The following is a 22792-nucleotide window of genomic DNA, read 5'->3' on the forward strand; positions in this document are numbered from 1 at the left end:
GCCGGAGACGACACAATGACCACCACACTCGCCGCCAAGATCTCCAACGACTACGGCACGCCTGCCCTCGTCATCGACATGGACCGCGTCGAGCGCAATATCGCGCGCATCCAGAAGGTCTGCGATGATGCCGGCATCGCCAACCGGCCGCATATCAAGACCCACAAGAGCCCGGTGATCGCCAAGATGCAGATCGCAGCTGGCGCGAAAGGCATCACCTGCCAGAAGCTTGGTGAGGCCGAGATCATGGCCGATGCCGGGATCGACGACATCCTGATCAGCTACAACCTGCTCGGCGACGAGAAGATGGCGCGGCTCGGCGCACTGCAGGCGAAGGCGAATGTCACCGTCGCCGCCGACAATTCCGTCGTCATCGGCGACCTGCCGAAAGCCGCCGCGATTTCGGGCCGGAACGTCAACGTCGTGGTCGAATGCGATACCGGCCGCAAGCGCGCCGGCGTCGAGACGCCCGCGGAAGCCATCGCTCTCGCCAAGGAGATCGCGGGCTCGAAAGGCCTCACCTTCGCAGGCTTCATGCTGTACCCGACCGAGACCGGCTGGCCCGACGCCCAGAAATTCTACGATGAAGCGCTGGCCGGCGTCCGCGCCCTCGGCCTCGAGCCGACGATCGTGTCCACCGGCGGCACGCCGAACCTCAGGAATGTCGGTTCGCTGAAGGGCGCCACCGAACATCGCTTCGGCACCTATATCTATAACGACCGCATGCAGGTCGCCGCCGGCTCCGCGACCTGGGACGACTGCGCGCTCAACGTCTACTCGACCGTGGTCAGCCGCGCCGGCCCCGAACGCGGCATCCTCGATGCGGGTTCGAAGACGCTGACGCCGGACACCGGTGGCCTCGACGGCTACGGCCTGATCCTCGAACATCCCGAAGCCAAGATCGCGCGCTTCGCCGAAGAACACGGCTTCCTCGATCTCGGACGCAGCAACACGCGTCCCAATGTCGGCGACGTCGTCCGCATCGTGCCGAACCACGTCTGTGTTGTCGTCAACATGTTCGATGAAGTGGTGATGGTGCGCGGTGACGAGATTATCGGCACGCTGCCGGTGGCCGCGCGTGGGAAGCTGCGCTGACGCGACAGCGCTTACACTCGGGACCTCTCCTGAGGAGGCGCCGCTTGGCGCCGTCTCGAAGGATGGACACACATTCATGGTTCGAGACGCGCGCAAGAGCGCGCTCCTCACCATGAGGTCGGCGTTCTATCGGGGCGAAAAAGCCAGCCACCTCAAAACGCCCTCGCCCGCTGCAGCTCCCGTCGCAAAGGACGCCTGCAGCAGGTAACCGCCGGTCGGCGCTTCCCAATCGAGCATCTCGCCGGCGACGAATGTGCCCGGCATACGCTTCAGCATAAAGGCGTCATCGATCTCATCGAACGAGACGCCACCCGCCGTCGAAATAGCACGCGCGATCGGCGCGACGCCATTGAGCGTCACCGGCACGGCGTTGATCAAGGCTGCCAACTTCTCCGGCGGCAATGACGCCAGTTGAATGCCCTCTGGGACAGCGACTTCCTGCAGCAGCCCAATGGCCACCGGCGACAGATGGATCGCCTTGCGCAGGAAATTGGAGAAAGACTGCTTGCCACGCGATGCTGCCAGCTTCGTGGTCAGCTCCTTCGCATCGAGGTCCGGTCTAAGAGCAACGCGCAGCGTCGCCTTGCCATCCGCGATGACCGCTTCGCGCAACAGAGACGAGAGCGCATAGATGCCGCCGCCTTCAATGCCAGTGCGCGTCACCATCGCCTCGCCGCGCACGCTGTGTGCACCTAACGATAGCGCAACACCCTTCAGCGGCTGACCTTCGAAACGGTCCTTGAATATCTCCGACCACGCGACCGTAAAGCCGGAATTCGCCGGACGCAGCGGCGCGATGCTCAAGCCCTTCGCAGCCAACACATCGATCCAGGCACCGTCGGAGCCGAGCCGCGGCCAGCTTGCACCGCCGAGCGCAAGAACCGCGCTCTTGCAGGCGATCGCCCGCGAGCCGTCCGGCGTTTGGAATATCAAACGCCCATCGCCGTCCCATCCTGTCCAGCGGTGACGAAAGGCAAACCGCACGCCACTCTCGTCCAGCCGCCGCAGCCACGCGCGCAGCAATGGCGATGCCTTGAAGGCCTGCGGAAACACCCGGCCGCTGGAGCCGACAAAGGTCGGCTGCCCCAGCGCCTCGCTCCAGTCGCGTAAAGCGGCCGGCGTGAAAGCCGAGACGGACGGCGCAAGCTGCGCCTCCGCCGCGCCATAGCGCTTGAGGAATTCCGGCAGCGGCTCACTATGAGTGAGATTGAGCCCGCCGCGTCCGGCCATCAGAAACTTGCGACCAGCCGATGGCATCGCGTCATAGACCGTGACGGCAGCACCGCCACGGCTCAGCACTTCGGCCGCCATCAGCCCCGCAGGACCCGCGCCGATCACCGCAACTTGGTTCTTCACAGGCTCAGTCACGGTCTCACGCAGTGGCGAAGCCGCCGATCAGGCCTTCACGCCCAAGCGAATGGCAGCCTGCTCGACATACTTCTGGGTCTGATGGAAAGCGCCTTCCAGCGCCTTGGCCCTCGACATATCACTAATGTCCGCGAAATGCGCGGCAATCGTATCCGGGCTCCAGTCAGCTTCGGCGAAATTGACACCTTCGCTTTCCAGAATCTTGATCACCGCGAAGGAGCCTGCGCCGGCGCCCATGATGGTCTTGGTCGGCGCATTCTCGCTCAGCAGATATTCAACTGCCGGCGTGATCGCTTCCGGCTTCATCAGTTGCAGCGCCTGCGCGGGCAGCAGTTCCTCGGTCATCCGCGTGGCCGCTGTCGGCGACACGATGTTGACGCGGATGTCGGTCTTGCGGCCTTCCTCGGCGAGCACATTCATCAGGCCGACCATGCCAGTCTTGGCAGCACCGTAATTGGCCTGACCGAAATTGCCGTACAGACCAGACGACGAGGTGGTGAGCACGATACGCCCATAGTTGCGCGCGCGCATACCTTCCCACACGGCCTTGCAGCAATAGAAAGTGCCGGTGAGATGCACGTCCAGCACCTTGGCGAAATCGGCGACTTCCATCTTGGCGAACGACTTGTCGCGGAGAATGCCGGCATTGGCGCACATCAGATCGACGCTGCCCCAATCCTTCGTGGCCTTGTCGACCATCGCCTTGACCTGTTCGAAGTTTGAGACATCAGCGCCATCGGGCATCGCCGTGCCGCCGGCGGCGCGAATTTCCTCGACGACGGTTTCCGCCGCCGTCAGCGAACCGCCGGTGCCGTCGCGCGCGCCGCCGAAATCGTTGACGACGACCTTGGCGCCGAGCTTCGCAAGGCCCAGCGCATGGGCGCGGCCCAGTCCATTGCCGGCGCCGGTGACGATGGCAACGCGGCCGTCAAATCGAATGGTCATGTGGCATACTCCTCAATTGAAATAGACAAGGCCGAGCCAGTCGGCGACCAATGCCGGCTTGTCCTCGCCTTCGATCTCGACACTCACAGCGGTGCGTGTGAACAATTCCTTCGGCTTGCGCAACGTCGCCTCGGTCAGCATGAAGCGGCCGCGGATGCGCGATCCTGCTTTGACCGGCGACACGAAGCGCACTTTGTCGGTACCGTAATTGACTCCCATGGCGACATCGGCGAGTTGCGGCAGCGCCTCATAGGAAAACACCGAGAGCATCGACATGGTCAGGAAGCCATGAGCGATCGTCGTGCCGAATGGCGTTTCGCGCGCACGCGCGGGATCGACATGGATGAACTGAAAATCCTCCGTCGCCGCGGCGAACGCATCAATGCGCTTCTGGTCCATGACATGCCAGGGCGACACGCCGACTTCCTTGCCTACCATGGCGATATAGGCATCACGTTCAATCATCGCGCTCATTCAGTCTCAGTCCTCAAAATCCAGTTGCGTTGCGGGCGCAGATTCCACAGCGCACACCCTGACGCCAAGCGAAATTGTGCGCTGCAGCCATGCAAAGCGCGACAAATTACCGCTCGCCGTCTTGCGATCCCGCCGCGCGGAGCGCCTGCAATTCGGGGAAATCCTCTTCGCGAAACTCGACACCGCGCAAGGGATCGCTGCGATCGTCGGCGTGTTCGAGCCGACGCAGATGCACCCTGCGAATCTTGCCCGAAATCGTCTTCGGCAGCTCGGTCACGAACTCGATCCGACGTATACGTTTGAACGGCGCCAGACGCACATGCAGATGCTGATAGATCGACAGCGCCGTCGCCTTGGACGGCGCGGTATCGCCGATCAGCAACACATAGGCCTTGGGAATGGCGAGTCGGATCGGATCGGGGCTCGGCACAATGGCGGCCTCTGCCACGGCATCGTGTTCGAGCAGGATACTCTCCAGTTCGAACGGACTGATGCGATAGTCCGAGGATTTGAACACATCGTCGGAGCGACCGACGAAAGTGAGATAGCCATCGTCATCGGCAAATACGACGTCACCGCTGCGATAGATCTCGCCGCTTGCACCGCTGACGCTACCGTCTTCGGCCTGATAGCCCTGCATCAATCCTGCCGGACGATCGGCGCCGAGCACGAGACTGACCTCACCCTCTTTCGCCGGATTGCCATCGGCATCGACAACGCGAACCTTCCAGCCCGGCAGCGGACGGCCCATGGAGCCGACCTTGACGGTCTGGCCCGGCGAATTGCCGGCCAGCGCGGTGGTCTCGGTCTGGCCGTAGCCGTCGCGAATGGTGAGGCCCCAGGCCGCCTTGACCTGATCGATCACTTCCGGATTGAGCGGCTCACCGGCGCCACAGACTTCGCGCAGCGCGACCTTGAAGGTGGCAAGCTTCTCCTGAATGAACAGCCGCCACACGGTGGGCGGTGCGCAGAGCGTCGTCACGCCGCAGCGGCCGATGGTGGCAAGCAGGCCCTTGGCGTCGAAACGCGGCTGATTGACCACGAACACCGTTGCGCCGGCATTCCATGGCGCAAAGAAACAGCTCCAGGCATGCTTGGCCCAGCCCGGCGAGGAAATGTTCAAATGCACATCGCCGGGCTGTAGCCCGATCCAAAACATCGTCGAGAGTCCGCCGACGGGATAGCTGCGCTGGCTGTGCCGCACGAGCTTCGGCTTCGCCGTGGTGCCCGAGGTGAAATAGAGCAGCATCGGATCGTCAGCCCTGGTCGGACCATCCGGCGTGAATGTGTCAGGGAATTCGGCTGAGGTCTCGAAAGCCAGCCAGCCGTCGTGAGACGATCCGGCGTTGACGACGATCTGCCCGATGCCTTCGGTCTTCAGGCTGCCGAACTTGGCCACCTGATCCTCGGCCGCCACAACAAGCTTGGCGCGTCCGCGGTCGAGCCGGTCCTGCAATTCATCCGAGGTCAGCAGCGTCGTGGCGGGAATGATGACGACGCCGAGCTTGATCGCCCCCAGCATGGTCTCCCACAGCGGCACCACATTGCCGAGCAGCAGCAACAGATGATCGCCGCGCCGCAGCCCCTGCGCGCGCAGGAAATTGGCAACCTGATTGGAGCGGCGTGACAGCACCTCGAACGACAGCTTCGTCTCGCGGCTGGCGACCGCATCGACGATCCAGAGCGCGGTCCGGTCCTTGCTGACGGGATCATGGGCGAGTTCGGCATCGAACCAGTCGAGCGCCCAGTTGAAGTCGACCGGATCGGGCCAGCGAAAGCCGGCAACGGCGGTGTCGTAGTCGGTGCGGTGTTCGAGGAGGAAGGCGCGGGCCTGCTTGAACGTGGTCATGCCGACGCTCCCGCTATTTCGGCATCAGATGCCTAAGGTGATGAATGATCCCCGAGAAGTCATCACCGCCGTGACCTTCCTTCTCATAGGTCTCATAGATGCTCTCGGCATGAGCGCCGAGCGGCGTCCTGGCGCCGGCGGCCTTGGCGGCTTCCTGCGACAGCCTGAGATCCTTGAGCATCAGCGCCGCGGCAAAGCCGGGCTTGTATTCATTATTGGCCGGCGATGTCGGCACCGGTCCCGGCACCGGGCAATAGGTGGTCAGCGACCAGCACTGGCCTGACGAGGTCGAGGCCACATCGAACAGCGCCTGATGCGACAGACCTAGCTTCTCGGCGAGCACAAAGGCCTCGCTGACGCCGATCATCGAAATGCCGAGGATCATGTTGTTGCAGATCTTGGCCGCCTGCCCCGCGCCGGCATCCCCGCAATGGACGATCTTCTTGCCCATGGCTTCGAGGACTGGCTTGGCTGACGCGAACGCCTTGGCATCGCCGCCGGCCATGAAGGTCAGCGTCGCGCCCTTGGCGCCGCCAGTGCCACCGGAGACCGGCGCATCGACCGACGGCAGCTTCTGCGCAGCCGCCAGTTCATGCGCCTTGCGTGCGCTTTCCACGTCGATGGTCGAGCAATCGATCATCAGCGCCCCCTTGGCGGCAACGGGAATGACCTCGCTCCACACCGACACCACATGTTTGCCGGCCGGCAGCATGGTGATGATGACCTCGGCGCCCTTCACGGCATCGACCGCCTTGTCAGCAATGGTCACGCCATCCGCCCTCGCCTGCGCGCGGGACGCCTCGACGAGATCGAAGCCCGTCACCTTGTGGCCCGCCTTGACCAGGTTGGCGGCCATCGGGCCACCCATATTGCCGAGACCGATGAATGCAATGCTGGTCATGTCCTGCCCTCGTGATCGTTTGTTTGTTTTTAAAGCCTGATGAAAACGGCGAAATCCAACTTTCGTTCAGAACGCAACGCTTCAGAACGTGAGCGCAACGTCGCGCGGCGCGAGATAGCGCGCCACGATCTCCGGTGTCACGTCATTGAGATCCGGCGGCTGCCATGTCGGATTGCGGTCCTTGTCGATGATCGCCGCACGCACGCCCTCGACGAAATCCGCGCTATCGAACACTTCGAGAGCCGCGAGATATTCGCGCGACAGACATTCCTCGAGCGACTTCGACGCGCGCGCGAGCCGCAGCAGCTTCAGGGTAACCTTGAGCCCCCGCGGTGATTTGTCGGACATGGCCTTGATCGTCGCCAGCGCGAAATCTGAACCGTCCTGCTCAAGCGCAGCCACGATCTCCTCGACGCTGTCATGGGCGAAAGCGCGATCGATCAGCGCACCCTGCGCCGTGACTGGACCGGTTTGTTCCGGGGCTACAAACTTCTTGAGTGTTGTCATCACCAACGCTGCATCGGCACCTGACGACAGCTTTGTCAGCGCTTCGCGCAATGCCGGCCAATTGACGGTGTCGATCAGAACGTCCGCCATATGTGCAGCAAGCGCATCGGCACCATTTGCCGTCAGTCCGGTCAGACCGAAATACGTCCCGAGTTCGCCCGGCGCACGCGACAACAGCCAGGTGCCGCCAACATCGGGGAAGAAGCCAAGGCCGACTTCCGGCATCGCCATCCTGGTCTTCTCCGTAACGATGCGGTGGCTGGCATGGCCGGCCAGACCGACGCCGCCGCCCATCACAAAGCCGTCCATGTATGCGACATAGGGCTTCGGGAACTTCGCGATCCGCGCGTTGACGATATATTCCTCGCGCCAGAATATCTTGCCGAGATCGCCTTTGGCCTTGGCGCTCTCGTAGAGGCCGCGAATGTCGCCACCGGCGCACAGCCCGCGCTCGCCTGCTCCTTCGAGAATGATGAGCGCAACCTTCGGATCGGCCTCAAACATATCGAGCGCCGTCGCGATCTCACGCGTCATCTCCAGCGTCAGCGCGTTCAATGCCTTCGGGCGGTTCAGCCGGATCACACCGGCCGCACCTTCCCGCGCGACGATGAGGTCGCCTGTCTCCGTTGCCACGTCCGAACTCATCGCGCGCCCTCGATCAGTTTGCGCGACACGATCAGCCGCATGATTTCATTGGTGCCTTCGAGGATCTGGTGCACCCGCAAATCGCGCACGATCTTCTCGATGCCGTATTCGGCGAGATAGCCGTAGCCGCCATGCAGCTGCAACGCGTCGTTGGCGACCTCGAAACCGATATCGGTGCCGAAGCGCTTGGCCATCGCGCAGAGCATGCCGGCATCGGCATCCTTGCGGTCGAGTGCCGCCGCCGCCCGCCACAGGAAGGTGCGTGCGGCTTCCAGTTCGGTCGCCATATCGGCGACACGAAATTGCAGCGCCTGGAATTCGTCGAGCCGCTTGCCGAACGCCTTGCGCTCTTTCATGTAGCTCAGCGACTTGTCGAGCGCCGACTGCGCACCACCGAGCGAACATGCTGCGATGTTGAGACGGCCACCATCAAGACCGGACATGGCGATCTTGAAGCCGATGCCTTCGTCACCGAGCCGGTTGGCGATCGGCACGCGGCAATTTTCGAAGATCACGGCGCGTGTCGATTGCGCGTTCCAGCCCATCTTGCGTTCGTTGTTGCCGAACGACAGACCGGGCGTACCGGCCTCCACCACGATGGTCGAGACGCCGCCGGCCCCCTCGCCGCCCGTACGGACCATCACGACGTAGACGTCGGTATCGCCGGCCCCGGAGATGAATTGCTTCTGGCCGTTGAGCACATAGTGGTCGCCGTCGACGACGGCGCGGGTGCGCAGCGCCGCTGCATCCGATCCCGAGCCGGGCTCAGTCAGGCAGTAGCTCGCCAGCAGCTCCATAGTGCAAAGTCGCGGCAGCCACTTCTGGCGCTGCGCTTCGCTGCCATAGGAATCAATCATCCACGACGCCATGTTGTGGATCGAAATGAAGGCCGAGGTGGTCGGACAGCCGGTCGCCAGCGCCTCGAAAATCAGCGCGGCGTCGAAACGCGTCAGTGCGGAGCCGCCGACATCGTCACGGATGTAGATACCGCCCATGCCGAGCTGCGCGGCTTCGCGCATCACCTCTTTGGGGAAATGCTTCTCCTCGTCCCATTTGAGCGCAAAGGGAGCGATCTTTTCCGCAGCAAATTCGCGCGCCATATCGCGAATAGCGGTCTGTTCCTCATCGAGAGCGAATTGCATCACGCCCTTCTTGTTGATTGTTGATCAGCCGGAAAAATGAAACGGCCCGGTGCACCACCTTTGGGAGCGCCGGGCCGCTTGCGTGTTCTTACTTCATCAACGGGATCGAGAACTCGGCGCCTTCCTTGACACCCGATGGCCAGCGCGCGGTAACCGTCTTGGTCTTGGTGTAGAAGCGGATCGAATCCGGACCATGCTGGTTGAGATCGCCGAAGCCGGACTTCTTCCAGCCACCGAAGGTGTAATAGGCGATCGGCACCGGGATCGGCACGTTGATGCCAACCATGCCGACATTGACCTTGGCGGCGAAGTCGCGCGCAGCATCACCGTCACGGGTGAAGATCGCAACGCCGTTGCCGTAGTCATGATCTGACGGCAGCGCGAGAGCTTCTTCGTAATCGTGGGCACGCACCACCGACAGCACGGGCCCGAAGATCTCTTCCTTGTAGATGCGCATGTCCTTGGTGACGTTGTCGAACAGACAGCCACCCATATAGAAGCCGTTCTCGTAGCCCTGCATCTTGAAGCCGCGGCCATCGACGGCGAGCGTGGCGCCTTCCTTGATGCCGATATCGACATAGTTCTTGACGCGGTCGACGGCTTCCTTGGTCACCAGCGGACCGAAGTCGGCGGACGGATCCACGGAGGTGCCGATCTTCAGGCTCTCGACGCGCGGGATGAGCTTTTCCATCAGACGGTCGGCTGTGGTCTTGCCAACAGGCACGGCCACCGAGATCGCCATGCAGCGCTCGCCAGCGGAGCCGTAGCCGGCGCCGATCAACGCATCGACGGTCTGGTCCATATCCGCATCGGGCATGATGATGGCGTGGTTCTTCGCGCCGCCGAAGCACTGGGCGCGCTTGCCGGTCGCCGCAGCGCGCTCGTAAATATACTGGGCGATCGGCGACGAGCCGACGAAGCCAACGGCCTTGATGTCTTCGTCGTCGAGGATTGCGTCGACGGCTTCCTTGTCGCCGTTGACGACATTGAGGATGCCCGGCGGCAGACCGGCTTCGATCATCAATGCGGCGAGCATCATCGGCACGCCGGGATCGCGCTCGGACGGCTTGAGAATGAACGCGTTGCCGCAAGCGATTGCCGGGCCGAATTTCCACATCGGGATCATCGCCGGGAAGTTGAACGGCGTGATGCCGGCGACGACGCCGAGCGCCTGGCGCATCGAATAGATGTCGATGCCGGGGCCTGCGCCTTCGGTATATTCGCCCTTCATGAGATGCGGAATGCCGCAGGCGAATTCGATCACTTCCAGGCCGCGCTGAATATCGCCCTTGGCGTCCGGCACGGTCTTGCCATGCTCACGCGCCAGGCAATCGGCCAGCTTGTCGTAATCGCGGTTGGCGAGTTCGAGGAACTTCATCAGCACGCGGGCGCGGCGCTGCGGATTGGTGTTGCCCCAAGCGACCTGCGCCTCGGCGGCATTGAGAACCGCGGCGCGCATTTCGGCCTTGGAGGCCAGCGCAACCTTGGCCTGAACTTCGCCAGTCATCGGCTCGAAAACGTCGGCGAAACGCCCCGACTTGCCCTCGACCTCACGGCCGCCGATGAAATGTCCAATCGTGCGCATGCGTTTCCTCCTGGAAGCCAAATTTGGCCCGATGTTGATCAGGCTTTATGGCGTTTGGAAAGGCCCTGCACGCGCGGCGGATTTGCGAAATTGCAGGCTCGCTGCAGTTTCGCCCTGTCAGAATGTCACCGCCGCGACAATGTCGCAGGCAGTGTGCCAATTATCAGTTCTTGGCGGCAGATACGGCCTTGGTTGCCGCCTTCTTCGCAGTCGGCTTTCTAGCCGTGCTCTTGGGAGCCGCCGCCTTGGACACCGCAGGGATGGACGCAGCAGGCTTCGGCGCTGCAGCACGCCCCAGCACGGCCTCGCGGCCAGCGCTCAAAAGCTCCTCGGACAACTCGCCATTGCCGGCGGCGCGGGCGAGCACGATGGTGCCCATCATGGTGGCAAGCGCCGCCATCGCCTGTCTGCGCGCCGATTTGCTCGGTCCGCCATGAAACTGCTCGGACATCATTTCGATCATCTGATCGAGCTTGGCGGCAAACACCTTGCGCGTCTTGGGGCTCTCGCGCGCGATCTCAGCGCCCAGCGCCGGGACGGCGCAACCATGGCCCGGATTGTCGCGGTGCTGCGGCGACAGGTAAGAATCCACGATCGTGGCCAGACGCTGATCCGGCGCCGCCTGCCCGGCCAGCTGACGCCAGCGATCCGTCGAGCGGTCCATCGCATAGGCGAAGGCTTCAATCACCAGCGCCTCACGCGAATCGAAATGCGCATAGAAGCCGCCATGGGTCAGACCCGCGTCCTTCATGAGGTCGGCCACGCCGATGCCATGCGCGCCCTTTTCGCGCAGACGCACGGAAGCCTTCTTCACGATCCGCGCATGCGTCTCGAGCTTGTGTTCCTTCGAATAGCGCATCGGCGGTCCATTCAAGACAAATAGATGATGTCGATCATATTACTCACGCTGCTCCGCATGCGCAACGCACACCTGGCCGCAGGCCTTGACAACACCGCAGTTTGACGCGGAATTGATAGGAGCAAGACCGGCGATCCGCGCCGGCCCAAGGAAATGCCAAGGGACGAGACGATTTCATGCATATGCTCAATCCCCATTGCGGTGTCGAACGTGACCCGCGAGGTATAGTTCGGCTGACGATCTGCAACGCCGGCTCACTCAATATTCTCAATTCAGCCGCAATCAAGGGCGTTCGCGAAGGCATCGAGGTATTGGCCACAGAACGCGCCATTCGCGCGCTTGTCATCGCCGGCCAGAGCGAAAAGAGCATGATTGGCGGCGCCGACATCAAGGAAATGGCGACGCTGGATCAGGCCTCCGCCGAGAAATTCATTTCCGGCCTGCGCGATCTCTGCGAAGCCGCCCGCGCTTTTCCCGCGCCTGTGATCGCCCGCATCCCCGGCTGGTGCCTTGGCGGCGGCCTCGAATTTGCTGCCGCCTGCGATTTCCGGATCGCTTCGCATGATTCCAAATACGCCATGCCCGAGGTCAGGGTCGGTATCCCCTCGGTGATTCACGCTGCCCTCTTGCCGCGCCTGATCGGTTGGGGCCGTGCGCGCTGGCTGATCATGACTGCCGCTACCATCGATGCACCGACCGCGCTCAATTGGGGTCTGGTCGATGTGGTTGCGGCCGAAGGCGCACTCGATGCCGAAGTCGAAAAGACGATCGAAGCCATACTCGAGTGTGGACCCGAAGCCATGCGGTCCCAAAAAGCCCTGCTGAAACAGTGGGAAGAGCTGCCGCTGAAAGAATCCGTCAATCTCAGCGTCGGCGTGTTCGGCGAGGCCTATCTGACCGGCGAGCCGCAGCGACTGATGCAGGGTTTCATCAACCGCAAACGCTAGCAGCTCGACCTCACGAGAATTTTGCACAGGCCGGCATTGCGTATCTTGCAGCGCATCATATGATGAGTGTCATCCAAATGACCCGCGCTTGCGCGAAGGAGCCTCCATCATGTCCGCAGCTTCAGATCCGGTCGTCATCGTCTCGGCCACCCGCACTCCGCTCGGCCGCTTCCAGGGCGAACTATCGCCCTTCTCCGGCCACAAGCTCGGCAGCCACGTCATCGGTGCCGCCGTGGCACGCGCGAAACTGACACCCGAGCGCATCGACGAAGTCTTCATGGGCTGCGTACTTCCCGCCGGCCAGGGTCAGGCGCCCGCCCGCCAGGCCGCCCGAGGTGCCAAGCTGCCGGATGCCACGGGGGCCACGACGATTAACAAGGTCTGCGGCTCCGGCATGAAGGCGACCATGCTTGCCCACGACATCATCCATGCCGGCTCGGCGGAGATCGTCGTCTCCGGCGGCATGGAGAGCATGACCAATGCGCCCTATTTGCTGCAGAAGGCACGCGGCGGTTACCGCGTCGGCCATGATCGCATCATCGATCACATGCTGATGGATGGGCTTGAGGATGCCTATGAGGTCGGTCGCTCGATGGGTGACTTCGGCGAAGCCACCGCTGAGGCCTATCAGTTCACGCGTGGAGATCAGGACGCCTATGCGATCGAGACGCTGACCCGCGCGCGCAAGGCGGTGGAGAGCGGCGCCTTCAAGGCGGAGATCACGCCACTGACCGTCGTCGAGAAGTCCGGAGCTCGCGAGATCGCCAATGACGAACATCCGCTGAAGGTCGATCCCGCCAAGATCCCGAACCTCAAACCAGCCTTCCGCAGCAACGGCACTATCACGCCCGCTGCTTCGTCCGCCAATGCCGATGGCGCTGCTGCCCTGGTGCTCGCCAAGCGTTCCCTCGTGGATCGTGAGGGCCTGCCCGCGCTGGCCGTGATCCATGGCCACGCCACGCACAGCCAGGAACCGCAATGGTTCACGACTGCGCCCATTCCGGCAATCCGCAAACTGCTCGACAAGGTCGGCTGGAGCGTCGGCGATGTCGATCTGTTCGAAATCAACGAGGCCTTTGCCGTGGTGCCGATGGCCGCGCAACGCGACCTTGGAATTCCCCGCGAAAAACTGAACGTCAATGGCGGCGCCTGCGCGCTGGGCCACCCCATCGGCGCCACCGGCGCGCGGCTGATCGTGACGCTGCTGCATGCACTGGAAGCCAGAGGCCTGAAACGCGGCGTCGCGGCACTGTGCATCGGCGGCGGCGAAGCCACCGCGATTGCCATCGAACGCATCGTTCGCTGAACCGCCTTTCCCAGATATGATCGTCGCGGCGATGGTCGTCGCGACGCCTTTTCTCATTGATTGCAGGAAACCCGATGATTTCCGGATGGCTCTCGACTGCCCTCGCCCGCCGCAATATCCATTACGGATGGGCGATGATCGCCGTAACCTTCGTGACGGCGCTGGTCAGCGCTGCCGCGGTTGGCGCGCCTGGCGTGTTCATCGTGCCGCTGCAGAAGGAATTCGGCTGGAGCACCGCGGAGATTTCCTCCGCCATGTCGATCCGCTTCGTGCTGTTCGGCCTGATGGCGCCGTTCGCCGCGGCGCTGATGAACCGTTATGGGTTGCGTAACGTCACGCTGATTGCCCTGCTCGTCGTTGCTGCAAGCCTCATATTGTCGCTTGGGATGACGCAGGTCTGGCAGTTGATGGCGCTCTGGGGCGTCGCCGTTGGTATCGGCACCGGCATGACGGCGCTGGTGCTCGGCGCCACCGTTGCAGCGCGCTGGTTCAGCGCACGCCGTGGCCTCGTCGTGGGTATCCTCACCGCGAGCGCGGCCACCGGTCAGCTGATCTTTCTGCCGATCCTCGCCAGCATCACCGAGCACAGCAACTGGCGCTGGGCACTGGCGCTGATGTGCGTGATGCTGGCCATAGCCGCGCTCGGGGTGCTGCTGGTGATGCGGGACCGTCCCAGCGACATTGGCATTCGCCCCTATGGCGACACCAGCACCGAACCGCTGGCGGTTCCGCCACCGAACACCTCGCCGATCATGGCGGCAGCACTCGGTGCCCTGCGCGATGCTGCCCAGACCAAGGTGTTCTGGATCCTGTTCGCCACGTTCTTCATCTGCGGGGCCAGCACCAACGGACTGGTACAGGTGCACCTGATCCCGATGTGCCTCGACTTCGGCATCCCGCAGATTCAGGCGGCCGGACTGCTTGCGGCGATGGGCGTGTTCGATTTCGTCGGCACTATCGCGTCAGGCTGGCTGTCTGACCGGTATGACAATCGTTACCTGCTGTTCTGGTACTATGGCCTGCGCGGCCTCTCGCTGCTGGCGCTGCCGTTTACCGACTTCTCGTTCTATGGCCTGTCGCTGTTCGCGCTGTTCTACGGCCTGGACTGGATCGCCACCGTGCCGCCGACCGTGCGCCTCACCGCATCCAAGTTCGGACCGGAACGCGCGGGTCTAGTATTCGGCTGGATCTTCGCCGGTCATCAACTGGGCGCAGCAACGGCGGCATTCGGCGCTGGCCTGTCGCGCACGGTACTGCTCAGCTATCTGCCTGCCTTTTTCGCGGCAGGTGCGCTATGTATTATTGCAGCGCTGATCGTGCTGGCGATTTCAAAAGACAAGAAGGTCGCGATCGCCTGATCCCCGCAGGATTCAGGCTGCTCGCCACTCATATCAGAACGGGAATACATCATGCGCCGCGTTGTAATTACGGGGATGGGAGCGGTGTCGCCGCTTGGTTGCGGCGTCGAAATCAACTGGTCTCGGCTGCTCGCGGGCCAATCCGGCCTCCGCCTGTTGCCGGAGGCCATGACCGCTGATCTCGCCGCCAAGGTCGGCGGCCAGGTACCCGACATCGCGAACGATCCGGAAGGCGGTTTCGATCCTGACAAGGCGGCGCCGCGCAAGGATCAGAAGAAGATGGATCGCTTCATCCTGTTTGCGCTGATGGCTGCCGATGAAGCCATCGCGCAAGCCGGCTGGCAGCCGAAGGATGCGCGAGAACGCCAACGCACCGCCACGATCGTCGCGTCCGGCATCGGCGGCTTTCCGGCGATTGCCGACGCGGTCCGTACAACCGACACCAAGGGCATCCGCCGGCTGTCACCGTTCACCGTGCCCTCGTTCCTGGTCAATCTGGCGGCCGGTCATATCTCAATCCGCTACGGCTTCGAAGGTGCACTCGGCGCACCCGTGACAGCCTGCGCCGCCGGCGTGCAGGCGATCGGCGATGCAGCGCGTCTCATTCGCTCCGGCGAAGCGGATGTCGCCATCGCCGGGGGTGCCGAAGCCTGTATCGACCGTGTCAGCCTCGGCGGCTTCGCCGCCGCTCGCGCGCTCTCCACCGACTTCGTCGCCAATCCGGAGCGCGCCTCGCGCCCGTTCGATCGCGACCGCGACGGCTTTGTCATGGGCGAAGGTGCCGGCATCGTGGTGCTCGAGGAACGCGACCATGCCCTGGCACGCGGCGCGAAACCGATTGCCGAACTGATCGGCTACGGTACGACCTCCGATGCGTTCCATATGACAGCCGGCCGCGAGGACGGTGATGGCGCCAGGCGCGCGATGGATATCGCTCTGGCACAGGCCAACATCACGCCTGCCGACGTCCAGCATCTGAACGCCCATGCCACATCGACGCCGGTCGGCGATCACGGCGAGCTCGAAGCGATCAAGTCGATCTTCGGAACGAACGGCGGAGTCGCTGTGAGTTCAACCAAATCCGCCACGGGCCACCTGCTCGGTGCAGCCGGAGGGCTTGAGGCGGTCTACGCAATCCTCGCGCTGCGTGACCAGATCGCTCCGGCCACGCTCAATCTCGAAAATCCCGATCCGTCTGCCGATGGCATCGATCTGATCCGCGGCAAGGCGCGGCCGATGGCCATTGAGCACGTGCTCTCGAATGGCTTCGGCTTCGGCGGCGTCAATGCCAGCGTGCTGCTGCGGCGAGTATAGCTTACGGCCGCATCGCGAGCCGTGACGGGCCTGCCGTGCGGAGCGGTTCGGCAAGACGTGCAAACTCACACAGCAGCGAGCGCGTCTTCGTGGGGTTGATGACTTCCTCGACCCAGAACTTCTCGGCCGAACGGAATGGCGAGCGCAGCTTGTTGAGGCGCTGCTCGATTTCCTGCTGCTTGAGCTTTGGATCGTCCGCCGCGTCGATCTCGGCGCGATAGGCCGCCTCGATGCCGCCTTCCAGCGGCAGCGAGCCCCAATAGGCCGAAGGCCATGCGTAACGCATCGAGAACCGGTTGGCCGGCTGATGCACCACGCCGGCGACGCCGAACGCATTGCGGATGATGATCGTGCACCACGGCACCGTGGTCTGATTGACCGCGGCCATGGCGCGCACGCCGTGACGGATAGTCGCTGCCTTCTCCGCATCGAGCCCGATCATGAAACCCGGGCAATCCATGAGATAGACGACAGGTAGATGGAACGTCTCAGCGAGGTCGACGAAGCGCACGACCTTCTGGCAGGCTTCCGCGGTCCACGAGCCGCCATAGTGGAACGGATCGCTGGCAAGCAGCAGTACCGCACGGCCTTCGAGACGCGCAAAACCGGTGATGATCGGCCGGCCGAAATTTGCCGCCATCTCGAAAAACGAGCCTTTGTCGACGACGGCGTCGATGATCGGGCGCATCTTGTAGACCTGCCGGCGATTGCGCGGCACGGCCTTCAGCAGAGATTCTTCTGCACGTTCGGGATCGTCATTGCAGGCGATCGTGGGCGGCAGGTCATAGACGGACGATGGCAGATAGGACAGGAAGCGCCGCGCGCAGGCGAAGGCCTCCTCTTCTGTCTCCACGGCGTGATCGACGCCGCCAGCGCGCGTCTGGATATCGGCGCCGCCGAGCTCCTTCTTCTCAAGCGACTGGCCGAGGCGCGCGACCACAGGAGGCCCGGCAACGAACATCGCGGAATTCTTCGTCATCACCGAATAATGGCTGGCTGCGAGCCGCGCAGCGCCAAGGCCGGCGACTGAACCAAGGCCGAGGCCGACGACCGGCACCTGCGCCAGATTGGACGTCGTGTACCAGTACCAGCGCGTGCCCCCGACGCCGCCCGGCAGATTGGCTGCGCCCCTGGTCTCGATGGTCTTGACCGAGCCGCCGCCGCCGGAGCCTTCGATCACGCGAATGATCGGCAGCCGGAAGTCATGCGCCATTTCCTCAGCCATCAGCGGCTTGGCCGAAATCGAAGCGTCTGCCGAACCGCCGCGCACGGTGAAGTCGTCGCCAACGACGACGACGGGACGGCCGTCGATCTTGCCACGACCGAACACGCAATTCGCCGGCGTCAGATGCTTCAGCTCGCCAGACGCATCGTATTCACCGATGCCGGAGACTGCCCCGACTTCGTGAAAGCTCTTTGCATCTATCAGTCTGTCGATACGTTCACGAACTGTGAGCCGGCCTTGGTCATGCTGCCGCTTGACCTTGTCAGCGCCCCCCATCTCCCGCGCGAAGGCTTCGCGCCGGGCGAGGTCGTCGAGTTCCGGCTTCCAGTTCATTCATTCCCTCCGGGAGCATTTTTTTCTGAGCTGTTGGCGCGGGAGGCGCATCTGGAACGGGCGCACTGGTCAGGCCGCTATCTGCATTCTGAACCATCATGCTGATCGTGCTGCTGAGCTGCCGCAGGATCGGAGCGATCTCGTCCTGCAGGCGCTGCTCGTCATACATGGCGGCAAGCAGACCGATGGTGACGACCACATAGGTCTGATACTGCGGCGACCAGATCGGTGTCGCAATGCCGGTGATATGCGGCGACCAAAGGCCACCTGCGAGAACGTAGCCGTTGTCACGCAGACATTCGCGGTTGCCAACGATCTTGCCGCGCAGGATCTTGGCGTCCTCGGGCATTTCGCGCGCGATATCGTTGATCAGGGCATTGCCGACGTCTTCGTCGAGCGCTGCGGTATAGGCATGACCGGCTGCAGTCCGGCCCATGGCAATGCGGCTGCCGGTGGTCGAATGCAATCCAAGCGCGTGATCGGCGCGGGCATATTCGAGATAGACCATGTGGAAACGATCGGGGATCGTGAAGCCGATCGTGCCGGGCACCTGCTCCGCCACTTCCTGCAGACGCAAGCGGATCAGATTGCGCACCTGAAGTCCCCGCATCATCGACGCGCTCATCGCGACGGCGCTCGATCCGATGCGGTACTTCTGATCTGCAGGCAGATAGGCGAGCTGGCCCATGCGCGTCAGCGTATGCGTCAGGCGCGATACGGTGGAGCGCGGCAGGCCACAGCGATTGGAAATTTCGAGATTACCCAGCCGGGCATCATGGCCCTCGAAGCAGCGAAGAATATCAAAGGCGCGCGAGACCACCTGGATCACATCGCCGTCGCCTGCCAAGTCGCTGGCGAGCATGCCTTGTTTGCTGAGCCGTTCCGAACGTCGTCCCATGATGCGTTTCCCTTAAAACGACGCATCTCGCGGGGAGCCAATCCGTTGGATTGCCCCGATGTGCGCCGCCGTCCCGTTCCACTGTGCGGAATTATATTCCACTTGCGGGCTACGCTACCTCAGGCAATCTGCGGCGACAACACCAAGCTGCTCGTTTCTTCTCATTCTTAGGAATTGTCCGGTCGCGTCGGCGCTACACCTATAGCGAGCAGCCGCCCGCGTGATCGCGGAGAACACCATGCCCGAGATCAAGATCCTCAGCGAAGTCGCCGGCCGCATCTGCTCACTGCCGCTCGCAACCGGCGATTCCGTGAACGAAGGCGACGAAGTGGCATTTATCGAAGCCATGAAGATGGAAATTCCGGTCGCCTCTCCTGCCGCAGGTAAAATCAAATCGATGATTGTCGCGGTCGACGACGTGGTCGCGGAAGGACAGTTGCTCGGCACAGTCGAGACGTGAGCAGACATGCAGTGGCGGCCTCGACTGCCGTACCAATGTGCTGCGGCATTCTGTCTGAGATGGTGACCGATCCTATCATGCAGCGAACGGCCTCAGGACATTGTCAGCGCCTGACGGCGATGACATGATCGCCGAACAATAAAAAGCAATTCGCAAAGCGAATGCATCTGGAGGGGAAAATGCTTCACCGGCTCATCGCGCTGGCGTCCGTTGCCGTGCTCAGTACGACCGGCGCTGTATGCGCACAGGATATCAAGCTTCCACCGACCATGGCGGTCACCGCCTATGACACCGGCACCGCCGGCTTCAACATCGCCGTCGCTGTCGGCAAGATGATGAAGGACAAATATTCCACCGATGTGCGTGTGCTGCCTGCCGGCAATGATGTCGCGCGGCTGGCGCCATTGCGCGCCGGTCGCGCCACGATCGCCTGGATGGGCTCGGGCATCTACTTCGCGCAGGAAGGCGTGTTCGAATTCGGCGTCAAGGAATGGGGCCCTCAGCCAGCGCAGGTCATGCTGTCGACCATCGACTGTAATGGCGCCTCGCTCGGCGTCGCTCGCGATATCGGCGTGAAGGAGATCAAGGATCTACGCGGCAAACGCGTCGGCTTCGTCGTCGGCTCACCTGCCCTGAACCAAAACTCGCTTGCGATCATGGCGTTCGGCGGTCTCACCAAGGCAGACATCAAGCCGATCGAGTTCGCAAGCTACGGTGCAATGTGGAAAGGCATGGTGAACAACGACGTCGATGCAGCCTTTGCTACCACCATCACTGGCCCGGCCAAGGAAGTCGAGACATCGCCGCGCGGCATCATCTGGCCGCCCCTCCCCGCGGAAGACAAAGCCGGCTGGGAGCGCGTCAAGCGTGTGGCACCGTTTTTCAATCCACATGTCGCGACCTGCGGCGCCGGCATCACGGCATCAGCGCCGGTCAACATGAGCACCTACCCCTACCCCGTCGCGACCGTCTACGGCTCGCAGGCGGAAGATCAGATCTACGCGATCACCAAGGCGATGATCGTCAACTTCGACGCCTACAAGGACAACGCACCAGGCGCTTTGGGCCTCGCCGTAAAAGCGCAGTCCATGAAATGGGTCGTTCCGTTTCATCCCGGTGCCGTGAAAGCCCTCAAGGAAGCCGGCAACTGGACGCCAGAAGACCAGGCACACAATGACGGACTGCTGAAGCGGCAGGACGTCTTGAAGGCGGCATGGAGCGAATACGCCAAGGCCGGTGCATCAGCCGGTGAAAAGGAGTTTCTCGACGGCTGGATGACGGCCCGCGCGGCGGCGCTGAAGAAGGCCGGCATGCCGAACGGCTTCGAATAACGTCGTTATTTTTAGCTGTAACCGCGAACAATAATCGGGGCCATTATGTCAATTTCGTCACCCGATCATGCGCGGCCCGCATCCGACATCCCCGTAAAAATGGAACTCGACGATCCCCATGGAGTCGCCGACCTCCAGGAGTCCGAGGTCTCGCGCGTTCGCGCCTTGCACGGCGTGTGGCGCTGGGCGCTGATACTGGCCACGCTCGCAACCATCCTGCTCTGCATCAACCAGCAATTTTCGCTGCGCTTCTTTGTCGATGTCACGCAACTCAACACCGAATATTTCTATCTGCTGATCGCGTTGATGCTGCCATTCACGTTCCTGATCTTTCCGGGAACGTCAAAGGCCGATCTCGACCGAGTGCCGTGGTACGACGTCGTGCTGTTCATCGCGACCTTCGCGGCCGCGATCTTCCTGATGATGAACATCCGCAAGGCCGCGCAATTTGGCTGGGAATTCGACGGCGCACCTAAACCCGTGATCGCCGCAGGCCTCGTGATGTGGTTCGTGCTGATGGAGGCGCTGCGCCGCACCGGCGGCTGGAGCCTGTTGCTCAGCGTCTTCCCCTTCACGCTGTATCCACTGTTTGCCGACGCCAAATGGCTCGGACCGTTCCGCGGCACCCAGTCGACGCTGGAGCAGACCACGGCCTATCACGTGCTATCTGGGGAGAGCCTGCTCGGCATTCCGATCCAGGCCTTTGCCGACACCGTGATCGGCTTCCTGGTGTTCGGCACGGCGCTGATGATGACCGGTGCCGGCAAGTTCTTCATCAACATTGCCTTCGCGATGTGCGGTACCTTCCGTGGTGGCGCGGCAAAGGTGTGCATCTTTGCATCCGGCCTGCTCGGCACCGTAGGCGGCAGCATCGTGTCCAATGTGCTCACCGCTGGAACGATGACGATCCCCGCGATGAAGAAAACCGGCTTCACGCCGTCCTATTCAGGAGCGATCGAAGCCTGCGCATCCACCGGCGCCGTGCTGGCGCCACCGGTGCTGGGCGCGACGGCCTTCGTCATGGCGCAGTTCATGAACACGAGCTATGCCGACGTCGCCCTCGCCGCCACCATTCCGTCGATCTTGTATTACTTCGGTCTGTTCGCGCAGGTCGACAGCTACGCCGCGCGTCACAAGCTCGAAGGCATCCCGCGCGCGGAACTGCCCCGCTTCATGGATGCGCTCAAGGAGGGCTGGTACTATCTCTTTGTCATCGCGATCCTTGTCGTAATGTTGCTGTACTTCAAACGCGAGAGCCACGCGCCGTTCTATGCCACCGCTTTGCTGGTCATCCTGCATCAATGGTCAGGCCCGGCACCATGGAAGAAGGGCAACACCGCCGTCCTGGCGCTCTCGATTGCGCTGACCGGATTGATGGATTGGCTCGATCTGCAGAACGCCTATCTATGGGGAATGTGCATCCTCGCTGCGCTCAATGAATTCTTCCCTGGCAAGAATTGGGGCGGCGCGCGCTGGATCCACTTCCTCGAACTCAACGGCAAGACCTTCGTCGAACTGATCGCGATCCTCGCCGGCTGCGGGTTGCTGATCGGCGCGTTCTCGCTCACCGGCGTAATCTCGAGCCTGGCCAACGACCTTCTGGCGATCGCCGGCGGCAACGTCTTCCTGCTGCTGATCATGTGTGCCTTCACCAGCCTGATCCTCGGCCTCGGCCTGACGACGACGTCCTGCTACATCTTCCTCGCTATCCTTGTTGCACCGGCGCTGGAGAAGCTCGGCCTCAACAAGATGGCCGTGCACATGTTCATCTTCTATTGGGGCATGCTGTCCTCGATCACGCCACCGGTCGCCATCGCATCCTTTGCCGCCGCTGGCATCGCCGGCGCGCCGGCGATGAAGACCGGCTGGGAGTCCATGTGGGTGGGCAGCATCATCTATTTCATCCCGTTCTTCTTCGTGCTGAATCCGGCGCTGCTACTGCAGGGCGACAGCCCCTACCTCGAAGCGTTCGGCCTTACCGGCCTTGCCTGTTTCGGCATTGTCTTCATCTGCGGCGGCATCCAGGGCTATCAAGCCTATGTGGGCGATCTCCGGCGGGCGGGCGCGATGGAATGGCCACTACGTGTGCTGCTGGTGATCGGCGGCTTCGTGATGGCGACACCCGGCGGCGGCATCAATCCGCTGTCACAGTGGCAGATCATTGCCCTCGCCACCTGCATTCTCGCACCGACGGTGCTGGTCGCGCTGGCACTCATCAGGCGCGGCGATGCGCGGCTCGCGGTGTCATAA

General features: G+C 62.7%; 19 protein-coding genes. 8 read left to right on the forward strand and 11 right to left on the reverse strand.

What is annotated here, in order from left to right:
* Window positions 1-15: 15 nt before the first annotated feature.
* Complete coding sequence (locus tag BLW80_RS16845) at window positions 16-1095, forward strand: D-TA family PLP-dependent enzyme (RefSeq protein ID WP_093758810.1); 1080 nt, start codon at window positions 16-18, stop codon at window positions 1093-1095.
* Between the two features lie 126 nt (window positions 1096-1221).
* On the opposite strand, the gene BLW80_RS16850 is transcribed toward BLW80_RS16845, so the two are convergent.
* The 9 genes from BLW80_RS16850 to BLW80_RS16890 all read right to left on the reverse strand — a co-directional run bounded on the left by BLW80_RS16850 (window position 1222) and on the right by BLW80_RS16890 (window position 11370).
* The gene (locus tag BLW80_RS16850; RefSeq protein ID WP_502688609.1) at window positions 1222-2451 is read right to left on the reverse strand and encodes a BaiN/RdsA family NAD(P)/FAD-dependent oxidoreductase; all 1230 of its coding nucleotides are present in this window, start codon (window positions 2449-2451) and stop codon (window positions 1222-1224) included.
* Between the two features lie 39 nt (window positions 2452-2490).
* Window positions 2491-3408 (reverse strand): SDR family NAD(P)-dependent oxidoreductase, encoded by a 918-nt coding sequence (locus tag BLW80_RS16855; RefSeq protein ID WP_093758812.1) that lies wholly within the window; start codon window positions 3406-3408, stop codon window positions 2491-2493.
* Between the two features lie 12 nt (window positions 3409-3420).
* Entirely contained in the window at window positions 3421-3882 is a 462-nt protein-coding gene (locus BLW80_RS16860) for a MaoC family dehydratase (protein WP_093758813.1), read from the reverse strand.
* Between the two features lie 106 nt (window positions 3883-3988).
* Complete coding sequence (locus tag BLW80_RS16865) at window positions 3989-5731, reverse strand: AMP-binding protein (RefSeq protein ID WP_093758814.1); 1743 nt, start codon at window positions 5729-5731, stop codon at window positions 3989-3991.
* 13 nt (window positions 5732-5744) lie between these two features.
* The gene (mmsB, locus tag BLW80_RS16870; RefSeq protein ID WP_089267276.1) at window positions 5745-6632 is read right to left on the reverse strand and encodes a 3-hydroxyisobutyrate dehydrogenase; all 888 of its coding nucleotides are present in this window, start codon (window positions 6630-6632) and stop codon (window positions 5745-5747) included.
* Between the two features lie 81 nt (window positions 6633-6713).
* Window positions 6714-7784 carry an enoyl-CoA hydratase/isomerase family protein gene (locus BLW80_RS16875; RefSeq protein WP_093758815.1) on the reverse strand — a complete coding sequence of 357 codons (1071 nt, stop codon included), beginning with the start codon at window positions 7782-7784 and terminating at the stop codon, window positions 6714-6716.
* Window positions 7781-8926 (reverse strand): isobutyryl-CoA dehydrogenase, encoded by a 1146-nt coding sequence (locus BLW80_RS16880; RefSeq protein WP_093758816.1) that lies wholly within the window; start codon window positions 8924-8926, stop codon window positions 7781-7783. Before BLW80_RS16880 ends, BLW80_RS16875 begins: the two co-directional genes overlap by 4 nt.
* A gap of 88 nt (window positions 8927-9014) precedes the next feature.
* Window positions 9015-10511 carry a CoA-acylating methylmalonate-semialdehyde dehydrogenase gene (locus tag BLW80_RS16885; protein ID WP_068730703.1) on the reverse strand — a complete coding sequence of 499 codons (1497 nt, stop codon included), beginning with the start codon at window positions 10509-10511 and terminating at the stop codon, window positions 9015-9017.
* A gap of 163 nt (window positions 10512-10674) precedes the next feature.
* Window positions 10675-11370, reverse strand: a complete 696-nt coding sequence (locus tag BLW80_RS16890; RefSeq protein WP_093758817.1) for a TetR/AcrR family transcriptional regulator — start codon at window positions 11368-11370, stop codon at window positions 10675-10677.
* Between the two features lie 176 nt (window positions 11371-11546).
* Here BLW80_RS16890 and BLW80_RS16895 point away from each other — a divergent pair, with 176 nt between their 5' ends.
* The 4 genes from BLW80_RS16895 (at window position 11547) to fabF (ending at window position 16295) form a co-directional block, all read left to right on the forward strand.
* Window positions 11547-12317, forward strand: a complete 771-nt coding sequence (locus BLW80_RS16895) for an enoyl-CoA hydratase (protein WP_089267272.1) — start codon at window positions 11547-11549, stop codon at window positions 12315-12317.
* 109 nt (window positions 12318-12426) lie between these two features.
* Entirely contained in the window at window positions 12427-13623 is a 1197-nt protein-coding gene (locus BLW80_RS16900) for an acetyl-CoA C-acyltransferase (RefSeq protein WP_093759132.1), read from the forward strand.
* A 74-nt stretch (window positions 13624-13697) separates the two neighbouring features.
* The gene (locus BLW80_RS16905; protein WP_093758818.1) at window positions 13698-14981 is read left to right on the forward strand and encodes an MFS transporter; all 1284 of its coding nucleotides are present in this window, start codon (window positions 13698-13700) and stop codon (window positions 14979-14981) included.
* 51 nt (window positions 14982-15032) lie between these two features.
* A complete protein-coding gene (gene fabF / locus BLW80_RS16910; protein ID WP_093758819.1) occupies window positions 15033-16295 on the forward strand; it encodes a beta-ketoacyl-ACP synthase II in 1263 nt (420 codons plus the stop codon).
* Between the two features lies 1 nt (window position 16296).
* On the opposite strand, the gene BLW80_RS16915 is transcribed toward fabF, so the two are convergent.
* Entirely contained in the window at window positions 16297-17853 is a 1557-nt protein-coding gene (locus BLW80_RS16915; protein ID WP_093758820.1) for an acyl-CoA carboxylase subunit beta, read from the reverse strand.
* Complete coding sequence (locus BLW80_RS16920; protein WP_093758821.1) at window positions 17783-18751, reverse strand: IclR family transcriptional regulator; 969 nt, start codon at window positions 18749-18751, stop codon at window positions 17783-17785. Before BLW80_RS16920 ends, BLW80_RS16915 begins: the two co-directional genes overlap by 71 nt.
* A gap of 238 nt (window positions 18752-18989) precedes the next feature.
* On the opposite strand from BLW80_RS16920, the gene BLW80_RS16925 reads away from it, so the two are divergent.
* The 3 genes from BLW80_RS16925 to BLW80_RS16935 all read left to right on the forward strand — a co-directional run bounded on the left by BLW80_RS16925 (window position 18990) and on the right by BLW80_RS16935 (window position 22792).
* Window positions 18990-19211 carry an acyl-CoA carboxylase biotin carboxyl carrier protein subunit gene (locus BLW80_RS16925; RefSeq protein WP_093758822.1) on the forward strand — a complete coding sequence of 74 codons (222 nt, stop codon included), beginning with the start codon at window positions 18990-18992 and terminating at the stop codon, window positions 19209-19211.
* Between the two features lie 179 nt (window positions 19212-19390).
* Complete coding sequence (locus tag BLW80_RS16930; protein WP_093758823.1) at window positions 19391-20542, forward strand: TAXI family TRAP transporter solute-binding subunit; 1152 nt, start codon at window positions 19391-19393, stop codon at window positions 20540-20542.
* Window positions 20543-20587: 45 nt separating this feature from the next.
* The gene (locus BLW80_RS16935; protein ID WP_093758824.1) at window positions 20588-22792 is read left to right on the forward strand and encodes a TRAP transporter permease; all 2205 of its coding nucleotides are present in this window, start codon (window positions 20588-20590) and stop codon (window positions 22790-22792) included.

This window comes from Tardiphaga sp. OK245 (assembly GCF_900108575.1).
Lineage (GTDB): Bacteria > Pseudomonadota > Alphaproteobacteria > Rhizobiales > Xanthobacteraceae > Tardiphaga > Tardiphaga robiniae.

Bases quoted from the DNA above. Each gene is read 5' to 3' on its own strand.
- BLW80_RS16915 (WP_093758820.1), bottom strand. From the start codon at position 17,853: ATGAACTGGAAGCCGGAACTCGACGACCTCGCCCGGCGCGAAGCCTTC.
- BLW80_RS16895 (WP_089267272.1), top strand. From the start codon at position 11,547: ATGCATATGCTCAATCCCCATTGCGGTGTCGAACGTGACCCGCGAGGT.
- BLW80_RS16900 (WP_093759132.1), top strand. From the start codon at position 12,427: ATGTCCGCAGCTTCAGATCCGGTCGTCATCGTCTCGGCCACCCGCACT.
- fabF (WP_093758819.1), top strand. From the start codon at position 15,033: ATGCGCCGCGTTGTAATTACGGGGATGGGAGCGGTGTCGCCGCTTGGT.
- BLW80_RS16925 (WP_093758822.1), top strand. From the start codon at position 18,990: ATGCCCGAGATCAAGATCCTCAGCGAAGTCGCCGGCCGCATCTGCTCA.
- BLW80_RS16875 (WP_093758815.1), bottom strand. From the start codon at position 7,784: ATGAGTTCGGACGTGGCAACGGAGACAGGCGACCTCATCGTCGCGCGG.
- BLW80_RS16845 (WP_093758810.1), top strand. From the start codon at position 16: ATGACCACCACACTCGCCGCCAAGATCTCCAACGACTACGGCACGCCT.
- BLW80_RS16865 (WP_093758814.1), bottom strand. From the start codon at position 5,731: ATGACCACGTTCAAGCAGGCCCGCGCCTTCCTCCTCGAACACCGCACC.
- BLW80_RS16880 (WP_093758816.1), bottom strand. From the start codon at position 8,926: ATGCAATTCGCTCTCGATGAGGAACAGACCGCTATTCGCGATATGGCG.
- BLW80_RS16920 (WP_093758821.1), bottom strand. From the start codon at position 18,751: ATGGGACGACGTTCGGAACGGCTCAGCAAACAAGGCATGCTCGCCAGC.
- BLW80_RS16885 (WP_068730703.1), bottom strand. From the start codon at position 10,511: ATGCGCACGATTGGACATTTCATCGGCGGCCGTGAGGTCGAGGGCAAG.
- BLW80_RS16905 (WP_093758818.1), top strand. From the start codon at position 13,698: ATGATTTCCGGATGGCTCTCGACTGCCCTCGCCCGCCGCAATATCCAT.
- BLW80_RS16890 (WP_093758817.1), bottom strand. From the start codon at position 11,370: ATGCGCTATTCGAAGGAACACAAGCTCGAGACGCATGCGCGGATCGTG.
- mmsB (WP_089267276.1), bottom strand. From the start codon at position 6,632: ATGACCAGCATTGCATTCATCGGTCTCGGCAATATGGGTGGCCCGATG.
- BLW80_RS16930 (WP_093758823.1), top strand. From the start codon at position 19,391: ATGCTTCACCGGCTCATCGCGCTGGCGTCCGTTGCCGTGCTCAGTACG.
- BLW80_RS16860 (WP_093758813.1), bottom strand. From the start codon at position 3,882: ATGAGCGCGATGATTGAACGTGATGCCTATATCGCCATGGTAGGCAAG.
- BLW80_RS16935 (WP_093758824.1), top strand. From the start codon at position 20,588: ATGTCAATTTCGTCACCCGATCATGCGCGGCCCGCATCCGACATCCCC.
- BLW80_RS16855 (WP_093758812.1), bottom strand. From the start codon at position 3,408: ATGACCATTCGATTTGACGGCCGCGTTGCCATCGTCACCGGCGCCGGC.